This window comes from Erythrobacter sp. 'gip.4 top 5', assembly GCF_056495765.1.
Map to the genome: position 1 here is coordinate 2,003,794 of NZ_CP200270.1, position 14,404 is coordinate 2,018,197.

Annotated in this window: 13 protein-coding genes and 1 pseudogene; 4 read left to right on the forward strand and 10 right to left on the reverse strand. The window is 59.9% G+C overall.

The features are described 5' to 3' along the window. Positions 1-8: 8 nt before the first annotated feature. From leuA to miaA, 8 genes and pseudogenes are all read right to left on the reverse strand, one after another. Positions 9-1,697 (reverse strand): 2-isopropylmalate synthase, encoded by a 1,689-nt coding sequence (gene leuA / locus ACRANW_RS09605; RefSeq protein WP_479431579.1) that lies wholly within the window; start codon positions 1,695-1,697, stop codon positions 9-11. A 208-nt stretch (positions 1,698-1,905) separates the two neighbouring features. After that, positions 1,906-2,367 carry a hypothetical protein gene (locus tag ACRANW_RS09610; protein WP_479431580.1) on the reverse strand — a complete coding sequence of 154 codons (462 nt, stop codon included), beginning with the start codon at positions 2,365-2,367 and terminating at the stop codon, positions 1,906-1,908. Positions 2,368-2,441: 74 nt separating this feature from the next. Next, positions 2,442-3,593, reverse strand: a pseudogene (locus ACRANW_RS09615) (alpha-hydroxy acid oxidase). Between the two features lie 45 nt (positions 3,594-3,638). Next, on the reverse strand, positions 3,639-4,301 hold the full coding sequence (locus tag ACRANW_RS09620; protein ID WP_479431581.1) for a YceI family protein: 663 nt from the start codon (positions 4,299-4,301) through the stop codon (positions 3,639-3,641). Positions 4,302-4,389: 88 nt separating this feature from the next. Beyond that, positions 4,390-5,409 (reverse strand): ketol-acid reductoisomerase, encoded by a 1,020-nt coding sequence (gene ilvC / locus ACRANW_RS09625; RefSeq protein WP_479431582.1) that lies wholly within the window; start codon positions 5,407-5,409, stop codon positions 4,390-4,392. 40 nt (positions 5,410-5,449) lie between these two features. Beyond that, complete coding sequence (gene ilvN, locus ACRANW_RS09630) at positions 5,450-5,965, reverse strand: acetolactate synthase small subunit (protein WP_479431583.1); 516 nt, start codon at positions 5,963-5,965, stop codon at positions 5,450-5,452. A 26-nt stretch (positions 5,966-5,991) separates the two neighbouring features. Beyond that, positions 5,992-7,749 (reverse strand): biosynthetic-type acetolactate synthase large subunit, encoded by a 1,758-nt coding sequence (ilvB, locus tag ACRANW_RS09635; RefSeq protein WP_479433911.1) that lies wholly within the window; start codon positions 7,747-7,749, stop codon positions 5,992-5,994. Between the two features lie 217 nt (positions 7,750-7,966). Continuing rightward, positions 7,967-8,923 carry a tRNA (adenosine(37)-N6)-dimethylallyltransferase MiaA gene (gene miaA, locus ACRANW_RS09640; RefSeq protein ID WP_479431584.1) on the reverse strand — a complete coding sequence of 319 codons (957 nt, stop codon included), beginning with the start codon at positions 8,921-8,923 and terminating at the stop codon, positions 7,967-7,969. On the opposite strand from miaA, the gene serB reads away from it, so the two are divergent. From serB to ACRANW_RS09660, 4 genes are all read left to right on the forward strand, one after another. Next, positions 8,916-9,800, forward strand: coding sequence for a phosphoserine phosphatase SerB (serB, locus tag ACRANW_RS09645; protein WP_479431585.1), 885 nt, complete (start codon positions 8,916-8,918; stop codon positions 9,798-9,800). The genes miaA and serB overlap by 8 nt on opposite strands. A gap of 117 nt (positions 9,801-9,917) precedes the next feature. Next, positions 9,918-10,757: a Coq4 family protein gene (locus ACRANW_RS09650; RefSeq protein ID WP_479431586.1), complete on the forward strand. Its 840-nt coding sequence runs from the start codon at positions 9,918-9,920 to the stop codon at positions 10,755-10,757. 166 nt (positions 10,758-10,923) lie between these two features. Beyond that, positions 10,924-11,415: a Coq4 family protein gene (locus ACRANW_RS09655; RefSeq protein ID WP_479431587.1), complete on the forward strand. Its 492-nt coding sequence runs from the start codon at positions 10,924-10,926 to the stop codon at positions 11,413-11,415. Between the two features lie 9 nt (positions 11,416-11,424). Further along, positions 11,425-11,721: a hypothetical protein gene (locus ACRANW_RS09660; protein WP_479431588.1), complete on the forward strand. Its 297-nt coding sequence runs from the start codon at positions 11,425-11,427 to the stop codon at positions 11,719-11,721. Positions 11,722-11,725: 4 nt separating this feature from the next. On the opposite strand, the gene ACRANW_RS09665 is transcribed toward ACRANW_RS09660, so the two are convergent. Beyond that, complete coding sequence (locus ACRANW_RS09665) at positions 11,726-12,124, reverse strand: DUF3052 family protein (protein WP_479431589.1); 399 nt, start codon at positions 12,122-12,124, stop codon at positions 11,726-11,728. 3 nt (positions 12,125-12,127) lie between these two features. After that, positions 12,128-14,377: a phosphoribosylformylglycinamidine synthase subunit PurL gene (gene purL, locus ACRANW_RS09670; RefSeq protein ID WP_479431590.1), complete on the reverse strand. Its 2,250-nt coding sequence runs from the start codon at positions 14,375-14,377 to the stop codon at positions 12,128-12,130. Positions 14,378-14,404: the final 27 nt, after the last annotated feature.

Sequence of the window (14,404 nt, forward strand, 5' to 3'; positions counted from 1 at the left end):
AGCCTATGTCAGGTTGCGATTGGCGCCACAGCTCCGTTGGAAGCACTTAACACCGCGCGCACACTGGCCGTTGCGATGTCCTCGTCGATCCCGCAACCCCAGATGGTTCGCCTATCAGGTGTGCGGCATTCGAGATAGGCCGCCGCGCGCGCATCGGTGCCAGCGCCCAACGCATGTTCGGTGTAGTCCACCACTTCAAGCTCCACGCCGAACGCTTCGCGCAAAGTGCCCATGACGCTGGAAATGAGACCATTGCCGCGGCCTGAAACGCTTTGCTCGGCGCCATCTACCGCGATGGTTCCCGCAAAGATGCGGGTTCCATCGGAGGCGCGGCTTTCCTCGTAGCGGACGAGCTGGAAATGCTTGGGACGGGTCTTTACGTGGTAGGCCTTGCGGAAGGCATCCCAAATATCTGACGCATTCAATTCGCGGCCCAGATCATCCGCCATTGCCTGCACATGACGGGAGAAATCGGCCTGCATCTTTTTGGGAAGCTTGAGGCCCTGGTCTTTCTCCAGCACCCAGGCAAAGCCGCCTTTGCCGGATTGCGAGTTGACGCGGATGACCGCTTCGTAGCTGCGCCCGAGATCGGCTGGATCAATAGGAAGATAGGGAACGCGCCAAGCCTCGTCATTCTGGGTCTCGCGGGCTTCAAAGCCCTTCTTGATCGCATCCTGATGACTGCCAGAAAACGCAGTGTAAACCAGCTCACCACCATAGGGATGCCGCTGATGAACGGGCAGATCGTTGCAATAGGTGACCGTTTCGATCACCCGGTCGATGTTGGAAAAATCGAGTTCAGGATCAATCCCTTGCGTGTAGAGATTGAGGGCCATTGTCACGAGGCAGCAGTTACCGGTGCGTTCGCCATTACCGAACAAGCAGCCTTCTACACGGTCGGCGCCCGCCATCAAGCCAAGTTCCGCTGCCGCAACGCCTGTGCCGCGATCATTATGGGTGTGCAATGACAATACAGCGCTTTCGCGGTTGGGCAGATAGCGGCCGAAATACTCGATCTGGTCGGCATAGATGTTTGGCGTGGCCGCTTCGATGGTTGCGGGAAGGTTCAGGATGATTGGATGATCGGGCGAGGGCTGAAGAACGTCCATCACCGCAGCGCATACCTCAATGCTGAAGTCGAGCTCGGCCGTGGAGAAGGTTTCAGGGCTGTATTGGAAATGCCATGCGGTGTCGGGATACCGCGCCGCTTCGTCCCGCATCACCTTCGCACCCGCGACAGCGATGGCCTTCACCTCGTCCTTGCTCATCCGGAACACGATGTCGCGCCATGCGGGGCTAACGGCGTTATAGAGATGGACGATCGCAGCGCGCGCGCCTTCGAGGCTGGCAAAGCTGGTGCGGATCAGGTCTTCGCGGCTTTGTGTGAGAACCTGCACGATGACATCGTCAGGAATTGCGTCCGATTTCACGAGGCCGGAGATGAAATCGAATTCAGTTGCGCCGGCGCTGGGAAAGCCGACCTCAATTTCCTTCACGCCGATTTCGACGAGCAGATCGAAAAAGCGGCGCTTTTTCACGGCGTCCATCGGATCGATGATCGACTGGTTGCCATCGCGCAGATCGGTTGAAAGCCAGCGCGGGGCCTTTTCGATCAGGCGCGTAGGCCACTGGCGATCGGGCAGGTTGATCTGGCCGAACGGACGATACTTGGAGGAAGGCTGCTTGAGCATGGGCATGGTGAAAGGCTCATCGCGAAAAGGAATGGGGAAGCTGCGGCCGTTACCCTTGGGAGCGGTGCCGCGCTGTCCGGTGCGCGCAGTCGCCTACGCCCAAGGGCGCATAAGTCGAAGCAGCGTAAGTCCGTTTCGCGTCATGGCGGCAGTCTTTGCCGATTATTACGTGCGGTGCAAGCCGGGAATGGCCCGCATTTCAACCGTCACCCGTTCAGCCGCAACGCGCGTCGCGGATGATGTTTTGCGCATCGAGCATGATCGACAGGCGCGGGTTTGTGGAATCCGGGTTGACGTTAAGCCCGCTGCCGAAGGCCACGAAGCGCAGATTGTCCGTGCGGCCCAGAATTTGCGCGATCTCGGCGCGGGTCGTTTGATCGGCAAGCTTACCGATGAAGCCTCCCATCAAAGGCGCGCCGCAGGTCTTGGCGGCAGGATCGGTCAGGGTTCCCCTGGCGAAAGGACCGGGAGCCGCGCCGGGGAGCGGGGTAGCGTCGGTGGGGATTACCGTCGCGGCGGGTGCTGGCGCGGTTCCCGGTGCCGCGGTTGCATCGCTGCCACCAATTCTGGCGGCAAAACTTTCGGCCTCTTTGCCGGGCTGCTCCGTCTCAGCGCCGCAAGCGGACAGGGCAAGGGCGGCTGAGGCGAAGGTGAATACGCGAAGGGCAGCGATCATGGTGTCGAGATCCATCAAGTTGGGTTGCTCTGCCAAAACCCGCTTTGCGTTACCGGTTTATGACATTGCCGCTTTTACCGGCTTTGCCGCAAGCGATCCGGTGTCAGCTGGTCGATGCGGGTCACGCCCATCAGCCGCATACCGCGCTCCAGCTCATCCTTGAGAATGCCTAGCGCACGTTCGACCCCTTCCTGACCTGCCGCAGCCAGAGCATAGAGGTAGAGCCGACCGCCCGATGCTGCGGTCACACCACTACACAGCGCTTTCATTACGTGCGTCCCGCGCCGGACACCGCCATCGCAAATGATCTCGATTTCGCCGCCAACGGCATCAACGATTTCAGGCAGCTGATCGAACGGCGCACGCGATCCATCCAACTGCCTGCCACCGTGGTTGGAGATCATGATCGCATCCGCCCCGATAGCGACCGCACGGCGGGCATCGCCGGCGCTCATGATACCTTTCAGGACAAAAGTGCCGCCCCACTGCTCGCGGATCTGCGCCGCAGCGTCCCAGTTCATCGAGGTGTCGAGCATCGTATTGAAATATTCCGCAATACTGACCGCTTTACCGCTCCCCTCGCTGACATGCGTGTCAAGATTGGGCAGACGAAATTTCTCGCGCAGCATGTAATCGAGCGTCCACCGGGGCCGGGTCGCGTAGCTGAAAATGCTCGACGGGGTGAAGCGGGGCGGGGTTGTGAAACCGCTGCGCAAGCACCTTTCGCGCTAGCCCGAAACAATCGTATCCACTGTCAACGCCAGCGCATCGAATTTCGCCGCCTGACAGCGTTCTATCATGTGGGTGTTCAAGCCCTTGTCCTTATGGACATAAAGCTGGAACAGCTTTGGCCCGCTGGTGAGCGCGGCGATTTCCTCGATGCTCCGGGTGGCGAGGCTCGATATGCCAAACCACAAACCGTATGCCTCAGCGGCCTTGGCGACCGCAATTTCGCCTTGCCAGTGGAAGGCGCGCTGCACCGCGGTCGGGGAAAGCATCAGCGGAAGTGCGGATTTGCGGCCCAGCAACACGCAAGAGGTATCGATCTCGGCCACATCCGCCAAAACTTCTGGCACGAGGTCGACGTCCGAAAACGCGGATGTGTTCCGCGCTTTTGTCACTTCGTCATCGGCTGCCCCGTCGATGTAATCGAACACGGGGAAGGGCAGGCGTGCCTTGGCGAGCCTGCGAAAGTCATCGATATTGTGGCAATCGGAAAGGCGCATCGTACAACACGCCTGCCCGATTGCCGAATATGTGTCGAGAGGCCTTTACTGCTTCTCGAACGCCGCACTGATTGTCATGGTCACATCCTTGCCCACCATCGGAACGCCATAGTTGACGCCCCATTGAGTGCGATCAATCATGGCGCGAGCATGGAAGCCCACGGTTTCCCTCTTGCTCATCGGATTAGCACCTGCGCCAATAAATTCGACCGCCATGGCGACCGGCGCGGTTTTGCCGTTCATGGTCAGATCACCAATCACGCTGGCAGTGCTGGCACCGGTGCGCGTTACGCTCGTCGAGGTAAACTTTGCCATGCCCGGCGATGGCCCGAAGAAATCAGGTGCTGCGCCGTCCTTGCCCGCCCGCAGCAGATGATCCTTAAGGCCCGAGCTTGCAACACTAACCTCAGCAATCGGAACCATGATTTCGAAGGTGGCGGCTTCGATGTTCGCCGGATCCATCGTCATCGTGCCGGTGATGTTTCCAAACAGCCCGAAATAATCGTTGAATCCGAAATGGTTGACCTGCCAATTGACCAGCGTGTGGGCAGCGTCGAGCGTGTATGTGCCTGCGGTGACGCGCGCGGGATCTTTGGCGCCGGCCAGTTGCGCAGCATCCTGTGCGAAGATCGCAGGCGCCGCTGCGATCCCGCCGGTCACTCCGGCAAGGGTCACAGCAGCGGCGGCGGCAAAAGCAAAACGGTTCATCGGGGATTGGCCTCCTGTTTGTTCAGGTGGCTCAATCCCCGAAAACCCGGTAATGTTCCTCAATTGGCCGCAGCAGGCCGTCGTTCCGTCAGTTCTTTGCCTTGTCGACCAGCTTGTTGGCGGCGATCCATGGCATCATGGCGCGCAGCTTTTCGCCGGTCTGTTCAATCGGGTGCGCCTGCGCGGTCTTGCGCGCGGCCTTCAATTCGGGCTGTCCCGCGCGGTTATCGAGCACGAAGTTTTTCACGAACCGCCCAGATTGAATGTCGGCCAGCACGCGCTTCATTTCAGCCTTGGTTTCGGCGGTGATGATGCGCGGGCCGGTGGTGATATCGCCATATTCTGCGGTGTTGCTGATCGAATAGCGCATGTTGGCGATACCGCCTTCATACAGCAGATCGACGATCAGCTTGGTTTCGTGGAGGCACTCGAAATAAGCCATTTCGGGCGCGTACCCCGCTTCGACCAATGTCTCGAAACCGGCCTGGATGAGGTGTGTGATCCCGCCGCACAGCACGGCCTGCTCGCCGAACAGATCGGTTTCGCACTCTTCGCGGAAGTTGGTTTCGATAATGCCCGATCGCCCACCGCCAACGGCGCTGGCATAGGCAAGCGCGACGTCATGGGCGCTGCCTGTCGCATCCTGATGGATAGCGATAAGGCACGGCACCCCGCCACCCTTCACATATTCGCTGCGAACGGTGTGACCCGGCCCCTTCGGTGCGATCATGATGACATCAATATCCGCGCCTGGCTCAATCAGGCCAAAGTGAATGTTGAGACCGTGTGCGAATGCGAGCGCACTGCCGGGCTTCATGTGGCCCTTGAGATCGTTTTCCCAGATGCCAGCTTGATGCTCGTCGGGCGCAAGGATCATGAGCACATCAGCCCATTGCGCAGCCTCGGTGTTGGAAAGCACCTTGAAACCGGCGTCTTGTGCCTTCTTGGCAGTGGCCGACCCTTCGCGCAGCGCGATGGCGACTTCGGCAACGCCGCTGTCACGCAGGTTCTGCGCATGCGCATGACCCTGTGAGCCATAGCCAACAATGGCGACCTTCTTGGGCTTGATCAGATCAAGGTCGGCATCGGCGTCGTAGTAAACTTTCATCACTGTTCTCTCTTGTGCGTTGAATTTTTGAAACTTTCGATCAGACCCCTTGGGCCCCGCGGATCATCCCGACCACGCCCGACCGGCCGACCTCAACCAGCCCCAGATCGCGCATCAGCGCGACGAAGCTGTCGATCTTGTCGGGTGCGCCGGTCAATTCGAATACGAAGCTTGTGGTGGTCGTGTCGACCACATGCGCGCGAAAAATCTCCGCAACGCGCAAGGCTTCGACTCGCTTATCACCCGTCCCGGCGACTTTGATGAGCGCCAGTTCGCGCTCGACATGCGGGCCTGCGGTGGTGAGGTCGGTAACTTTGTGCACCGGCACAAGTCGATCAAGCTGCGCCTCAATCTGGTCAATCACTTGCGGCGGGCCATTGGTGACGACGGTGATGCGGCTGACCGCATGATCTTCGGTGATGTCGGCCACAGTCAGGCTGTCGATGTTATAGCCGCGCGCGGTGAACAGACCGGTGATCTTGGCCAAAATACCCGGCTCGTTGTCCACAGTAACAGTGAGAACGTGACGCTCTGAAGCCGCTTCGGTGATTTTCATGGCATGTATTCCCGTGAAGCGGTGGCTTACACCAGCGCCTTGGCTTCGTCGTCCATCGTGCCTTCGACTGTGTCGCCGTAGAGCAGCATGTCAGTATGCGCTGCACCCGATGGGATCATCGGCAAACAATTGGCATCCTGCGCCACCAGACAATCGACCATAACCGGGCCATCGTGCGCCAGCATCGCGGCAATGCCTTCGTCGAGCTCGCTTGCTTCATGGATGCGGATACCCTTCCAGCCATAGGCTTCGGCAAGCCGCACAAAATCGGGCAGGCTGTCAGAATAGCTGTTCGAATAGCGGCTTTCATAGGTCAGTTCCTGCCACTGGCGGACCATGCCCATGTATTCATTGTTGAGGATGAAGACCTTGACCGGCAGGCGATACTGGCTGGCGGTGCCAAGTTCCTGAATGTTCATCTGGATGCTGGCTTCGCCCGCAATGTCGATCACCAGCGCATCAGGATGGCCCAGCTGCGCGCCGATCGCAGCCGGCAAGCCATAGCCCATCGTGCCAAGTCCGCCGCTGGTCAGCCACTTGTTCGGGTCTTCGAAACCGAAATATTGCGCCGCCCACATCTGGTGCTGGCCCACTTCCGTGGTGATGATCGGGCTGCGGTGATGGGTAAGGGCGTGGAGGCGCTCCACCGCCTTTTGCGGCATGATCATGCCCGGATGCTTTACCGAACGTTCCGGATAAGAAAGACATTGCCGCGCCCGCCAACCCGCAATCCGCGCTTTCCACTCACCAAGATCGCGTGCCTGCCGCGAACCCCAAGCCTCGATCAACTGCGAAAGCACAGTTGCGCAGTCACCCACGATACCGAGTTCGACCGGCACGACCTTGTTGATCGAGCTGCGGTCGATATCGATGTGGATCTTGGTCGAGTCTGGTGAAAACGCATCAAGGCGCCCGGTTACGCGATCATCAAAGCGCGCGCCGATGCAGACCATCACATCGGCCTTGTTCATCGCCATGTTGGCTTCATAGGTGCCATGCATCCCCAGCATCCCGAGCCAATCGGGATGCTGCGAGGGAAAGGCACCCAAACCCATCAGGGTCGACGTGACAGGCGCGCCGGTCATGTCCTGAAGCTGGCGCAACAAGCAGCTCGCCTCCGGCCCGGAATTAATCACGCCGCCGCCGGTGTACAAAATCGGACGCTGCGCGGTTGCGATCATCTCGATCGCCTCGATAATTTGTTCGGGCGGGGCGACAGTCTGGGGCGTGTAGCGATGTGCGCCCGCGCGGGTGAGCGCCCGGCGTTCCGAGGGGACCGCAATCTGCACGTTCTTGGGTATATCGATCACGACCGGGCCGGGCCGGCCGGTGGTGGCAATGCGGAAAGCTTCCTTAACCGTCGCGGCCAGGTCGGCCGGGTCTTTCACCAGATAATTGTGCTTCGTGCAGTGGCGCGTGATGCCGACAGTATCCGCTTCCTGAAACGCGTCCGTACCGATCAAAGCGGTCGGCACTTGTCCAGTGATGACGACCAGCGGGATCGAGTCCATCCATGCATCCGCAATGCCGGTGACCGCATTTGTCGCGCCCGGGCCGGAGGTCACTAGGACAACGCCGGGCTTTCCGGTTGAGCGGGCGTAACCTTCGGCGGCATGCGCTGCGCCCGCTTCGTGACGCACCAAAATATGACGAATGCCCCCGGGGCCCTCGTCGTTGCCGAACAATTCGTCATAAATCGGAAGCACCGCGCCGCCGGGGTAGCCGAAGACATATTCAACGCCCTGTTCAATCAGGCACTGCACAAGAATGGCCGCGCCGCTCATGGCGGCGGCGTTATCCGAGCTCTTGCTAACGAGCGCAGCATTATTCGAGGCAGGTTCCGGCATGCCGGGCACGGGGCTCTCCATTTGATTGATCACGTTGGGCCACACGGGCAGCCACAGGGTTTGGGGCGACAATAAAAGAAACTGGCCCGATGCAAAAGGATGCATCGGACCGCCGTGCACAGCCGCTACCCGTCACAATATGATAGGTCAAGGCTTATTCACGTAATAAAGATGCAAAATAGTCGTTCAAATTGACGTTTTCGTGCTCACCCAAGATCTGCAAGCGGGGCCAATGCGGCGGTGGTTGCCGCCGGAACCACGTGAATTGGCGCTTGGCAAAGTTTCGGGTTGCTTGCTGCCCAGCTGCCACCATCTCATCGTGGTTGAGGATTTCTTCCAGGTACGCGGCAATTTCTGGCACGCCGATCGCACGCATCACCGGCAGGTCTGGATCAAGACCGCGCGCGAGTAAGGTTTCCACCTCGGCAAGCGCGCCGCTTTCCAGCATAGCTTCAAAGCGCCGATCGCATCGTTCATAAACCCAGGGCCGGTCTGGCTCCAGGATCAATGGATGAAGCGTAACGTCGTCTCCGATCCCGCCGACCTTGGCCAGTTGCCAATCTGCCAGCGTCACGCCGGTTGACCGTTTGACCTCAAGGGAACGAGCGATGCGCTGGCGGTCGCCGGGGTCAAGCTCTGCGGCGCGCAGCGGGTCTTCCAACTGGAGCAGTTTGTAGGCCGCATCCTCCGGCAAAGCGCGCACCGCGGCCCGAACCGCCGGATCAATCTCAGGTATTGGCGCAATCCCTTCGAGCAGCACCTTGAGATAAAGCCCGGTGCCACCAACAAGAATGGGAACTATGCCTTCAGCGTGGCAAGCGTCGATCTCGGCTGTGGCACGAGCAGCCCAGGCGCCGGCGGAACAAGCCTTGTTGCCGTCCCATGCACCGAACAGGCGGTGTTCGATGCCTTGCATATCCTCTTGAGACGGACGTGCGGACAATACTTGCAGGTCGGCGTAAACCTGCGCGCTGTCGGCATTGATAATGACCCCGCGTTGCCCGGTTTCGGCAAGGCGATGGGCCAAGGCGATTGCAATCGCGCTCTTGCCGCTGGCGGTTGGCCCTGCAATGAGCGCGAGCGGTGCTGATGGAGATACGGCGATGCTCATTGCGCGGCTGATAGCAGAGACGGAGGAATGTGAAACGCGTCTCGATGCGTTGTCGGAGGCATTGTCCCAAAGCGATGTGCCACATCATCCATCCACTTCGGTTCAAGACGATCATGGCGTTCTTGAACTTCGCTTCGATCACGGCGAGCCATTCGCGGTTCTGGCAGCGATTGATGCTGCGTTCGAAGGTGCCGACATGCTGGTTGCGCGCGATAGCATCGCTGTCCCGCGCCTGTTCGTCTCGGACATGGATTCGACCATGATCGGTCAGGAATGCATTGACGAACTGGCTGATTACGCCGGTCTCAAACCGCAAATCGCCGCGATTACGGAGCGGGCGATGCAGGGTGAACTCGATTTTGAATCGGCTTTGCGCGAACGGGTGGCATTGCTGGAAGGTTTGGCAGAGGATGCCATCCACGCCTGCCTCGCCGATCGCATCACTGCAACGCCGGGCGCATCGACACTGGTGGCCACGCTTGCCGGGCTGGGCACGCGCACAGTGTTGGTCACGGGTGGCTTTCACCATTTTGCCGATCCGGTCGCAGAAATGCTGGGGTTTCACCGCGTCGTGGGTAACCGTTTGGGTGTGGAAGGCGGCAAGCTGACCGGTGGGCTGATTGGCCCGATCACGGACAGCGCGGTCAAGGCAGCGGTGCTTCGGGACGAATTGGGCGGTATGAGCGAAGGCGCGCACAGCCTAGCTACTGGCGACGGGGCAAACGATATTCCAATGATCGAGGAGGCTACATACGGTTTCGCCTTTCGCGCCAAACCCAAGGCGCGTGCCGCCGCCAATGGCCGTATCGATTCGGGCGATTTGACCGCAGTTTTGCAATTATTGGGTATTCCGCGTGAGCAGTGGCGAGAGTGTTGACCGGTTCGTTGGGGGTCGGGTCGTAAAATAGGTATCGATTGCGTCACGGATTATGCTATTAACATTCGTGTAAGCAAGTCGGGCTATCGATAGCTCATCTTGAAGGATAGCAAACGCATGACCGGATCGCATCACGAAGCCTACAGCCAGATGTTCGCCGCAGACGGGACAGTCTTGCGACATCCGGACCGGCCAACGCCGCGTTATCGACCGGTTCGCGCCGTGCGGAGCTTTCAGGCGCTGATCAAGGACAAGGAAGACACCAGCCTCGTCTTCAAGATTTTCGAATCGCTTCCTGCTGCGAATTTTATAGATCGGGTTCGCAATCTTTCTCTCTCCGAACGTGGCGAAATGCTCCGTGCGACCGAGCCTTCGCTTGCTGAAATCCTCGATGATCACGGCTCTCTGCGCCGCACCCCGCAGGGCAGCCTTGCTCATGCCTATTGCGACTTCATGGAAGCCGAGGGCCTGTCAGCGGCCGGTTTGGTGGCCGAAGCCGAGCGGCTCGGTCGCCCGAAATATCCCGATCTCGTGCAATGGTTCCTTGAACGTTCGCGCGACACGCATGACCTGTTCCACATCCTGACGGGGTACGGCCGCGATGCACTGGGCGAGCAATGCGTGTTGTTGTTCACCCACGGACAGGCACCAAGCCAAGGCCATCTGCTGATCGGCTACGCGGGCGCAGCGAATATCCGCAAGATGGTCAAAGGCAGCGCAGCGCCGGTATTTGGTGCCGTGCGCCAGGCCCATCGCACCGGCAAGGGTGCGCCGCAGTTGATGGCCTATCCGATTCGCGAATTGCTGGCACGGCCGCTTGCTGACGTGAGGGCGGAGATGCGCATTCCCGAACCAACCCAGTATCGCGAATGTCATCGGGTCTGGCAGGCTGAAGGACTAAATCCTTATGATCTGCTCGCCAACAAGCCTGCCGAGACGGAATTGCTGGCCGCATAATCCGTGCGTCACTGCGCCTGCTGATGATCATCTTCGTTAGATATTGGTTCCCCATTTGTCGGATCGGGTTTGCTGTCTATCGCGAGCGCAATTGACCACTTACTGACATCAATGTAAGTGGCGTTTCTTGAACCTAATTTGCAAGATGCGCAAAGGACCCGACGCCATGGCCTTCATTGAACTTCCGTTGGTCGCCCCTGAACGCAGAACTTCCGGACTCCGCCCGCTCAAGGTGCTGCACCATTTTGGCAAATTGGTTGAAAACAAGGAAGACACCGAACAGGTGTTTCATATCATCGAAGCCACCAAGGGGCGCCGCAGTCTTGCACTGGCGCGCGATTTTGCCTGCTCGCCCGAAGGCCAGCGACTTCTTGCTGAAAGCGTCGACATTCCGGCAATGCTCGATGATCACGCACGCTGGGCCGATTGTGCGCCGAACAGCGTTGCGGCGCATTACCTCGCTTTCATGAAGCGCGAAGGGCTGTCAGCAGCTGGCCTGGTTACCGAAAGTCACCGTTGGGCGCCGCCCGAAAGCCTGCCCCGCGACCAGACGCAGTGGTATTTTGATCGTCTGCGCGACACGCATGACCTGTTTCATGTACTGACCGGCTATGGCCGCGATGCGTTGGGTGAGGTCAGCCTGCTTGCCTTTTCCTAAGAGCAGAATTTGAACAGCGGCATTCTTTTTATCGCCTATGCGGGCGCACGGCAGATCAAGAAGATCAGTGGCACGAAGGCGCCGGTCTTTGCAGCGATCAGGGAAGGGCGCAGGCTGGGCCACACGGCGGCGAGGATTGCGCATCAGGACATCGAAGCGTTGATGCGTGAAGACATCAACGAAGCGCGCGCACGGATGAAGATCGGGACGCCCGAAGTCTATCGACAGTGTCTTGCCATTCTCGAAAGCGAAGGCACGTTCCGCGAACAGCTGACACTGGGCGGCACAAGCGCGCAGGCCGCCTAGGCGTTCAACGCAGATCCTTGCGGATGACGAGCTTGAGGCCAGACCAGAGCTCATCGATCGCGCAGAGCTTGGTACCGAGCAGCCCCAGCGGCAGGGCGATTTCACGGATTGCGTCTTCGCACAGTTCGGTCGGCTGATTGCCTACCGCAGATGGCCAGCTGACCCAGATCTGACCATCGGGCGTGATTTGATGGCGAAGCGAATCCAGCTTCGCTTCAAGATCAGCGCGCTCGGTCACAAAGATGTGCGCCGCATCAATGATTTCGGAGGGATCGGCGACGAAGAACAGCTCAAGCGCATATTCGTCGATCTCGTCGATCACGCTCTCGGGCATGGCATCGAACCACACCCGCATCCCATCACGCAGGGTCAGTTGCTTTACGAGCGGGGTGCCTGAGGCCACTATTCAGCCTTCCATCCACTCGTCGAAAAACCGTGCATTGGCAGCGCGCAGTTCGGCAAGCGGCACGCCAAGCACCGAATCGCCACCCACTGTGCCAATCCGCTGGAACCCGATCTGCGCGGTATCGGCATCGCGCGTGCCCTTGGCGAGCGCAGCATTAAGCGCCGCAACATCGGGCACCGTTACAAGATAGCGGCCTTGGTCCTCACCGAACCACCACTGCGCGGGCGTGTAGTCGGGGTTGCCGGCCAGATCGGCCTCGGCCCCGATGCCACCAGCCAGCGCCATTTCGGCCAGCGCCACGGCAAGTCCGCCATCGCTGAGATCGTGCACGGCGTTCACTAGTCCATCAGCGATCAATTCGTGGATAATTTCGCCTGCCGTGCGTTCGATTACCAGATCGGTCGGCGGGGTGCGTCCGGCTTCCAGGCCTTTGACCACGCGGAGCCACAGCGATTGGCCAAGGTGCGAACGGGTCGGATCAGGCTTGGCCCAAAATTCCGGCCCGACAAGGTAAATGGCGTCGCCCGCTCGCTTGAAATGCATCGTCATCATCTTCGACAAATCATTGATGATGCCGACGCCGCCAATCGCCGGGGTAGGGAGGATCGCAGACCCTCCGCCGGTTGCCTTGCTTTCGTTGTAGAGGCTGACATTGCCGCTCACGATCGGGAAGTCCAGCGCGCGGCAGGCATCGCCCATGCCTTCCAGCGCATGGACGATCTGCGCCATGATTTCGGGCCGCTGGGGATTGGCGAAGTTGAGGCAATTGGTCACCGCCAGAGGGCGGGCGCCGACCGCGCATAGGTTGCGATAAGCCTCGGCAACCGCCTGCTTGCCGCCTTCGTAGGGATCGGCGAACACATAGCGCGGGGTGCAATCGGTGGTGATGGCCAGCGCCTTGCCGGTGCCGTGTACCCGCACCACGCCCGCGTCTCCGCCGGTCTGGAGCGTGTCTGCGCCGACCTGCGAATCATACTGTTCCGCAATCCACCGCCGCGAGGCGAGATCGGGCGAGGCCATCATGGTGATAAGATCCGCCGCAATGTCATCACAGGCAGGCACTTCGGCGAGCGGCTTCACGCCTGCCCAGACCCTGTAGTCTTCCTTTGACAGATAGGGCCGATCATAAAGCGGCGCGTCGGCAGCCAGCGGCCCCAACGGGATATCGCACACCACTTCGCCATTGAATTCGAGCACCATGAGACCCGTGTCGGTGACTTCGCCGATTACCGCAAAATCGAGTTCCCATTTCCGGAAAATTGCTTCGGCCTCGGGCTCACGGCCCGGCTTCAGCACCATCAGCATCCGCTCCTGGCTTTCGCTCAGCATCATTTCGTAGGGTGTCATTCCCGTTTCGCGGCACGGCACCTTGTTCATGTTGAGCCGGATGCCGGCCTTGCCATTGGTCGCCATTTCCACGCTGGACGAGGTGAGACCTGCTGCGCCCATGTCCTGAATGGCAACGATGGCATCGGTCGCCATCAGTTCAAGGCAGGCTTCGATCAGCAGTTTTTCAGTGAAGGGATCGCCGACCTGGACGGTGGGACGCTTGGCTTCCGCATCCTCACCGAAGTCGGCCGACGCCATCGTTGCGCCGTGGATGCCGTCACGCCCGGTCTTGCTGCCGACATAGACGATCGGATTGCCCAGGCCGGTGGCAGCGGAATAGAAAATCTTGTCCGCATCGGCTACGCCAACGGTCATCGCGTTGACGAGAATATTGCCGTCATAGGCGGGGTGGAAGTTCGTCTCGCCCGCCACCGTGGGCACGCCGACGCAGTTGCCGTAGCCGCCGATGCCTGCAACCACGCCCTGCACCAGATGCTTCATCTTGGGATGCTCAGGCCGTCCGAACCGCAGCGCATTGGCATTGGCGATGGGTCTTGCGCCCATGGTGAATACATCGCGCAGGATACCGCCGACGCCTGTCGCCGCGCCCTGATAAGGCTCGATGTAGGAGGGGTGGTTGTGGCTTTCCATCTTGAAGATCGCCGCCTGACCGTCGCCAATGTCGATCACGCCCGCGTTCTCGCCGGGGCCGCAGATCACCCATGGTGCTTCGGTCGGCAGCTTCTTGAGATGCAGACGCGAGGATTTGTAGCTGCAATGCTCTGACCACATCACCGAAAAAATGCCGAGCTCCACAAGGTTCGGCTCGCGGCCCAGCGCGGACAGGACGCGGGCATATTCCTCGGGCGAAAGGCCGTGCTGTTCGACGATCTCGGGGGTGATGGCGGAGGTAATAGTCATGGGGCGAAACTCCTTGCAGCGCGCCCT

Excerpts from the sequence above, each read along its gene's own strand:
- leuA (WP_479431579.1), bottom strand. The coding sequence starts at position 1,697 with ATGCCCATGCTCAAGCAGCCTTCCTCCAAGTATCGTCCGTTCGGCCAG.
- ACRANW_RS09610 (WP_479431580.1), bottom strand. The coding sequence starts at position 2,367 with ATGATCGCTGCCCTTCGCGTATTCACCTTCGCCTCAGCCGCCCTTGCC.
- ACRANW_RS09620 (WP_479431581.1), bottom strand. The coding sequence starts at position 4,301 with ATGAACCGTTTTGCTTTTGCCGCCGCCGCTGCTGTGACCCTTGCCGGA.
- ilvC (WP_479431582.1), bottom strand. The coding sequence starts at position 5,409 with ATGAAAGTTTACTACGACGCCGATGCCGACCTTGATCTGATCAAGCCC.
- ilvN (WP_479431583.1), bottom strand. The coding sequence starts at position 5,965 with ATGAAAATCACCGAAGCGGCTTCAGAGCGTCACGTTCTCACTGTTACT.
- ilvB (WP_479433911.1), bottom strand. The coding sequence starts at position 7,749 with ATGAGCGGCGCGGCCATTCTTGTGCAGTGCCTGATTGAACAGGGCGTT.
- serB (WP_479431585.1), top strand. The coding sequence starts at position 8,916 with ATGCTCATTGCGCGGCTGATAGCAGAGACGGAGGAATGTGAAACGCGT.
- miaA (WP_479431584.1), bottom strand. The coding sequence starts at position 8,923 with ATGAGCATCGCCGTATCTCCATCAGCACCGCTCGCGCTCATTGCAGGG.
- ACRANW_RS09650 (WP_479431586.1), top strand. The coding sequence starts at position 9,918 with ATGACCGGATCGCATCACGAAGCCTACAGCCAGATGTTCGCCGCAGAC.
- ACRANW_RS09655 (WP_479431587.1), top strand. The coding sequence starts at position 10,924 with ATGGCCTTCATTGAACTTCCGTTGGTCGCCCCTGAACGCAGAACTTCC.
- purL (WP_479431590.1), bottom strand. The coding sequence starts at position 14,377 with ATGACTATTACCTCCGCCATCACCCCCGAGATCGTCGAACAGCACGGC.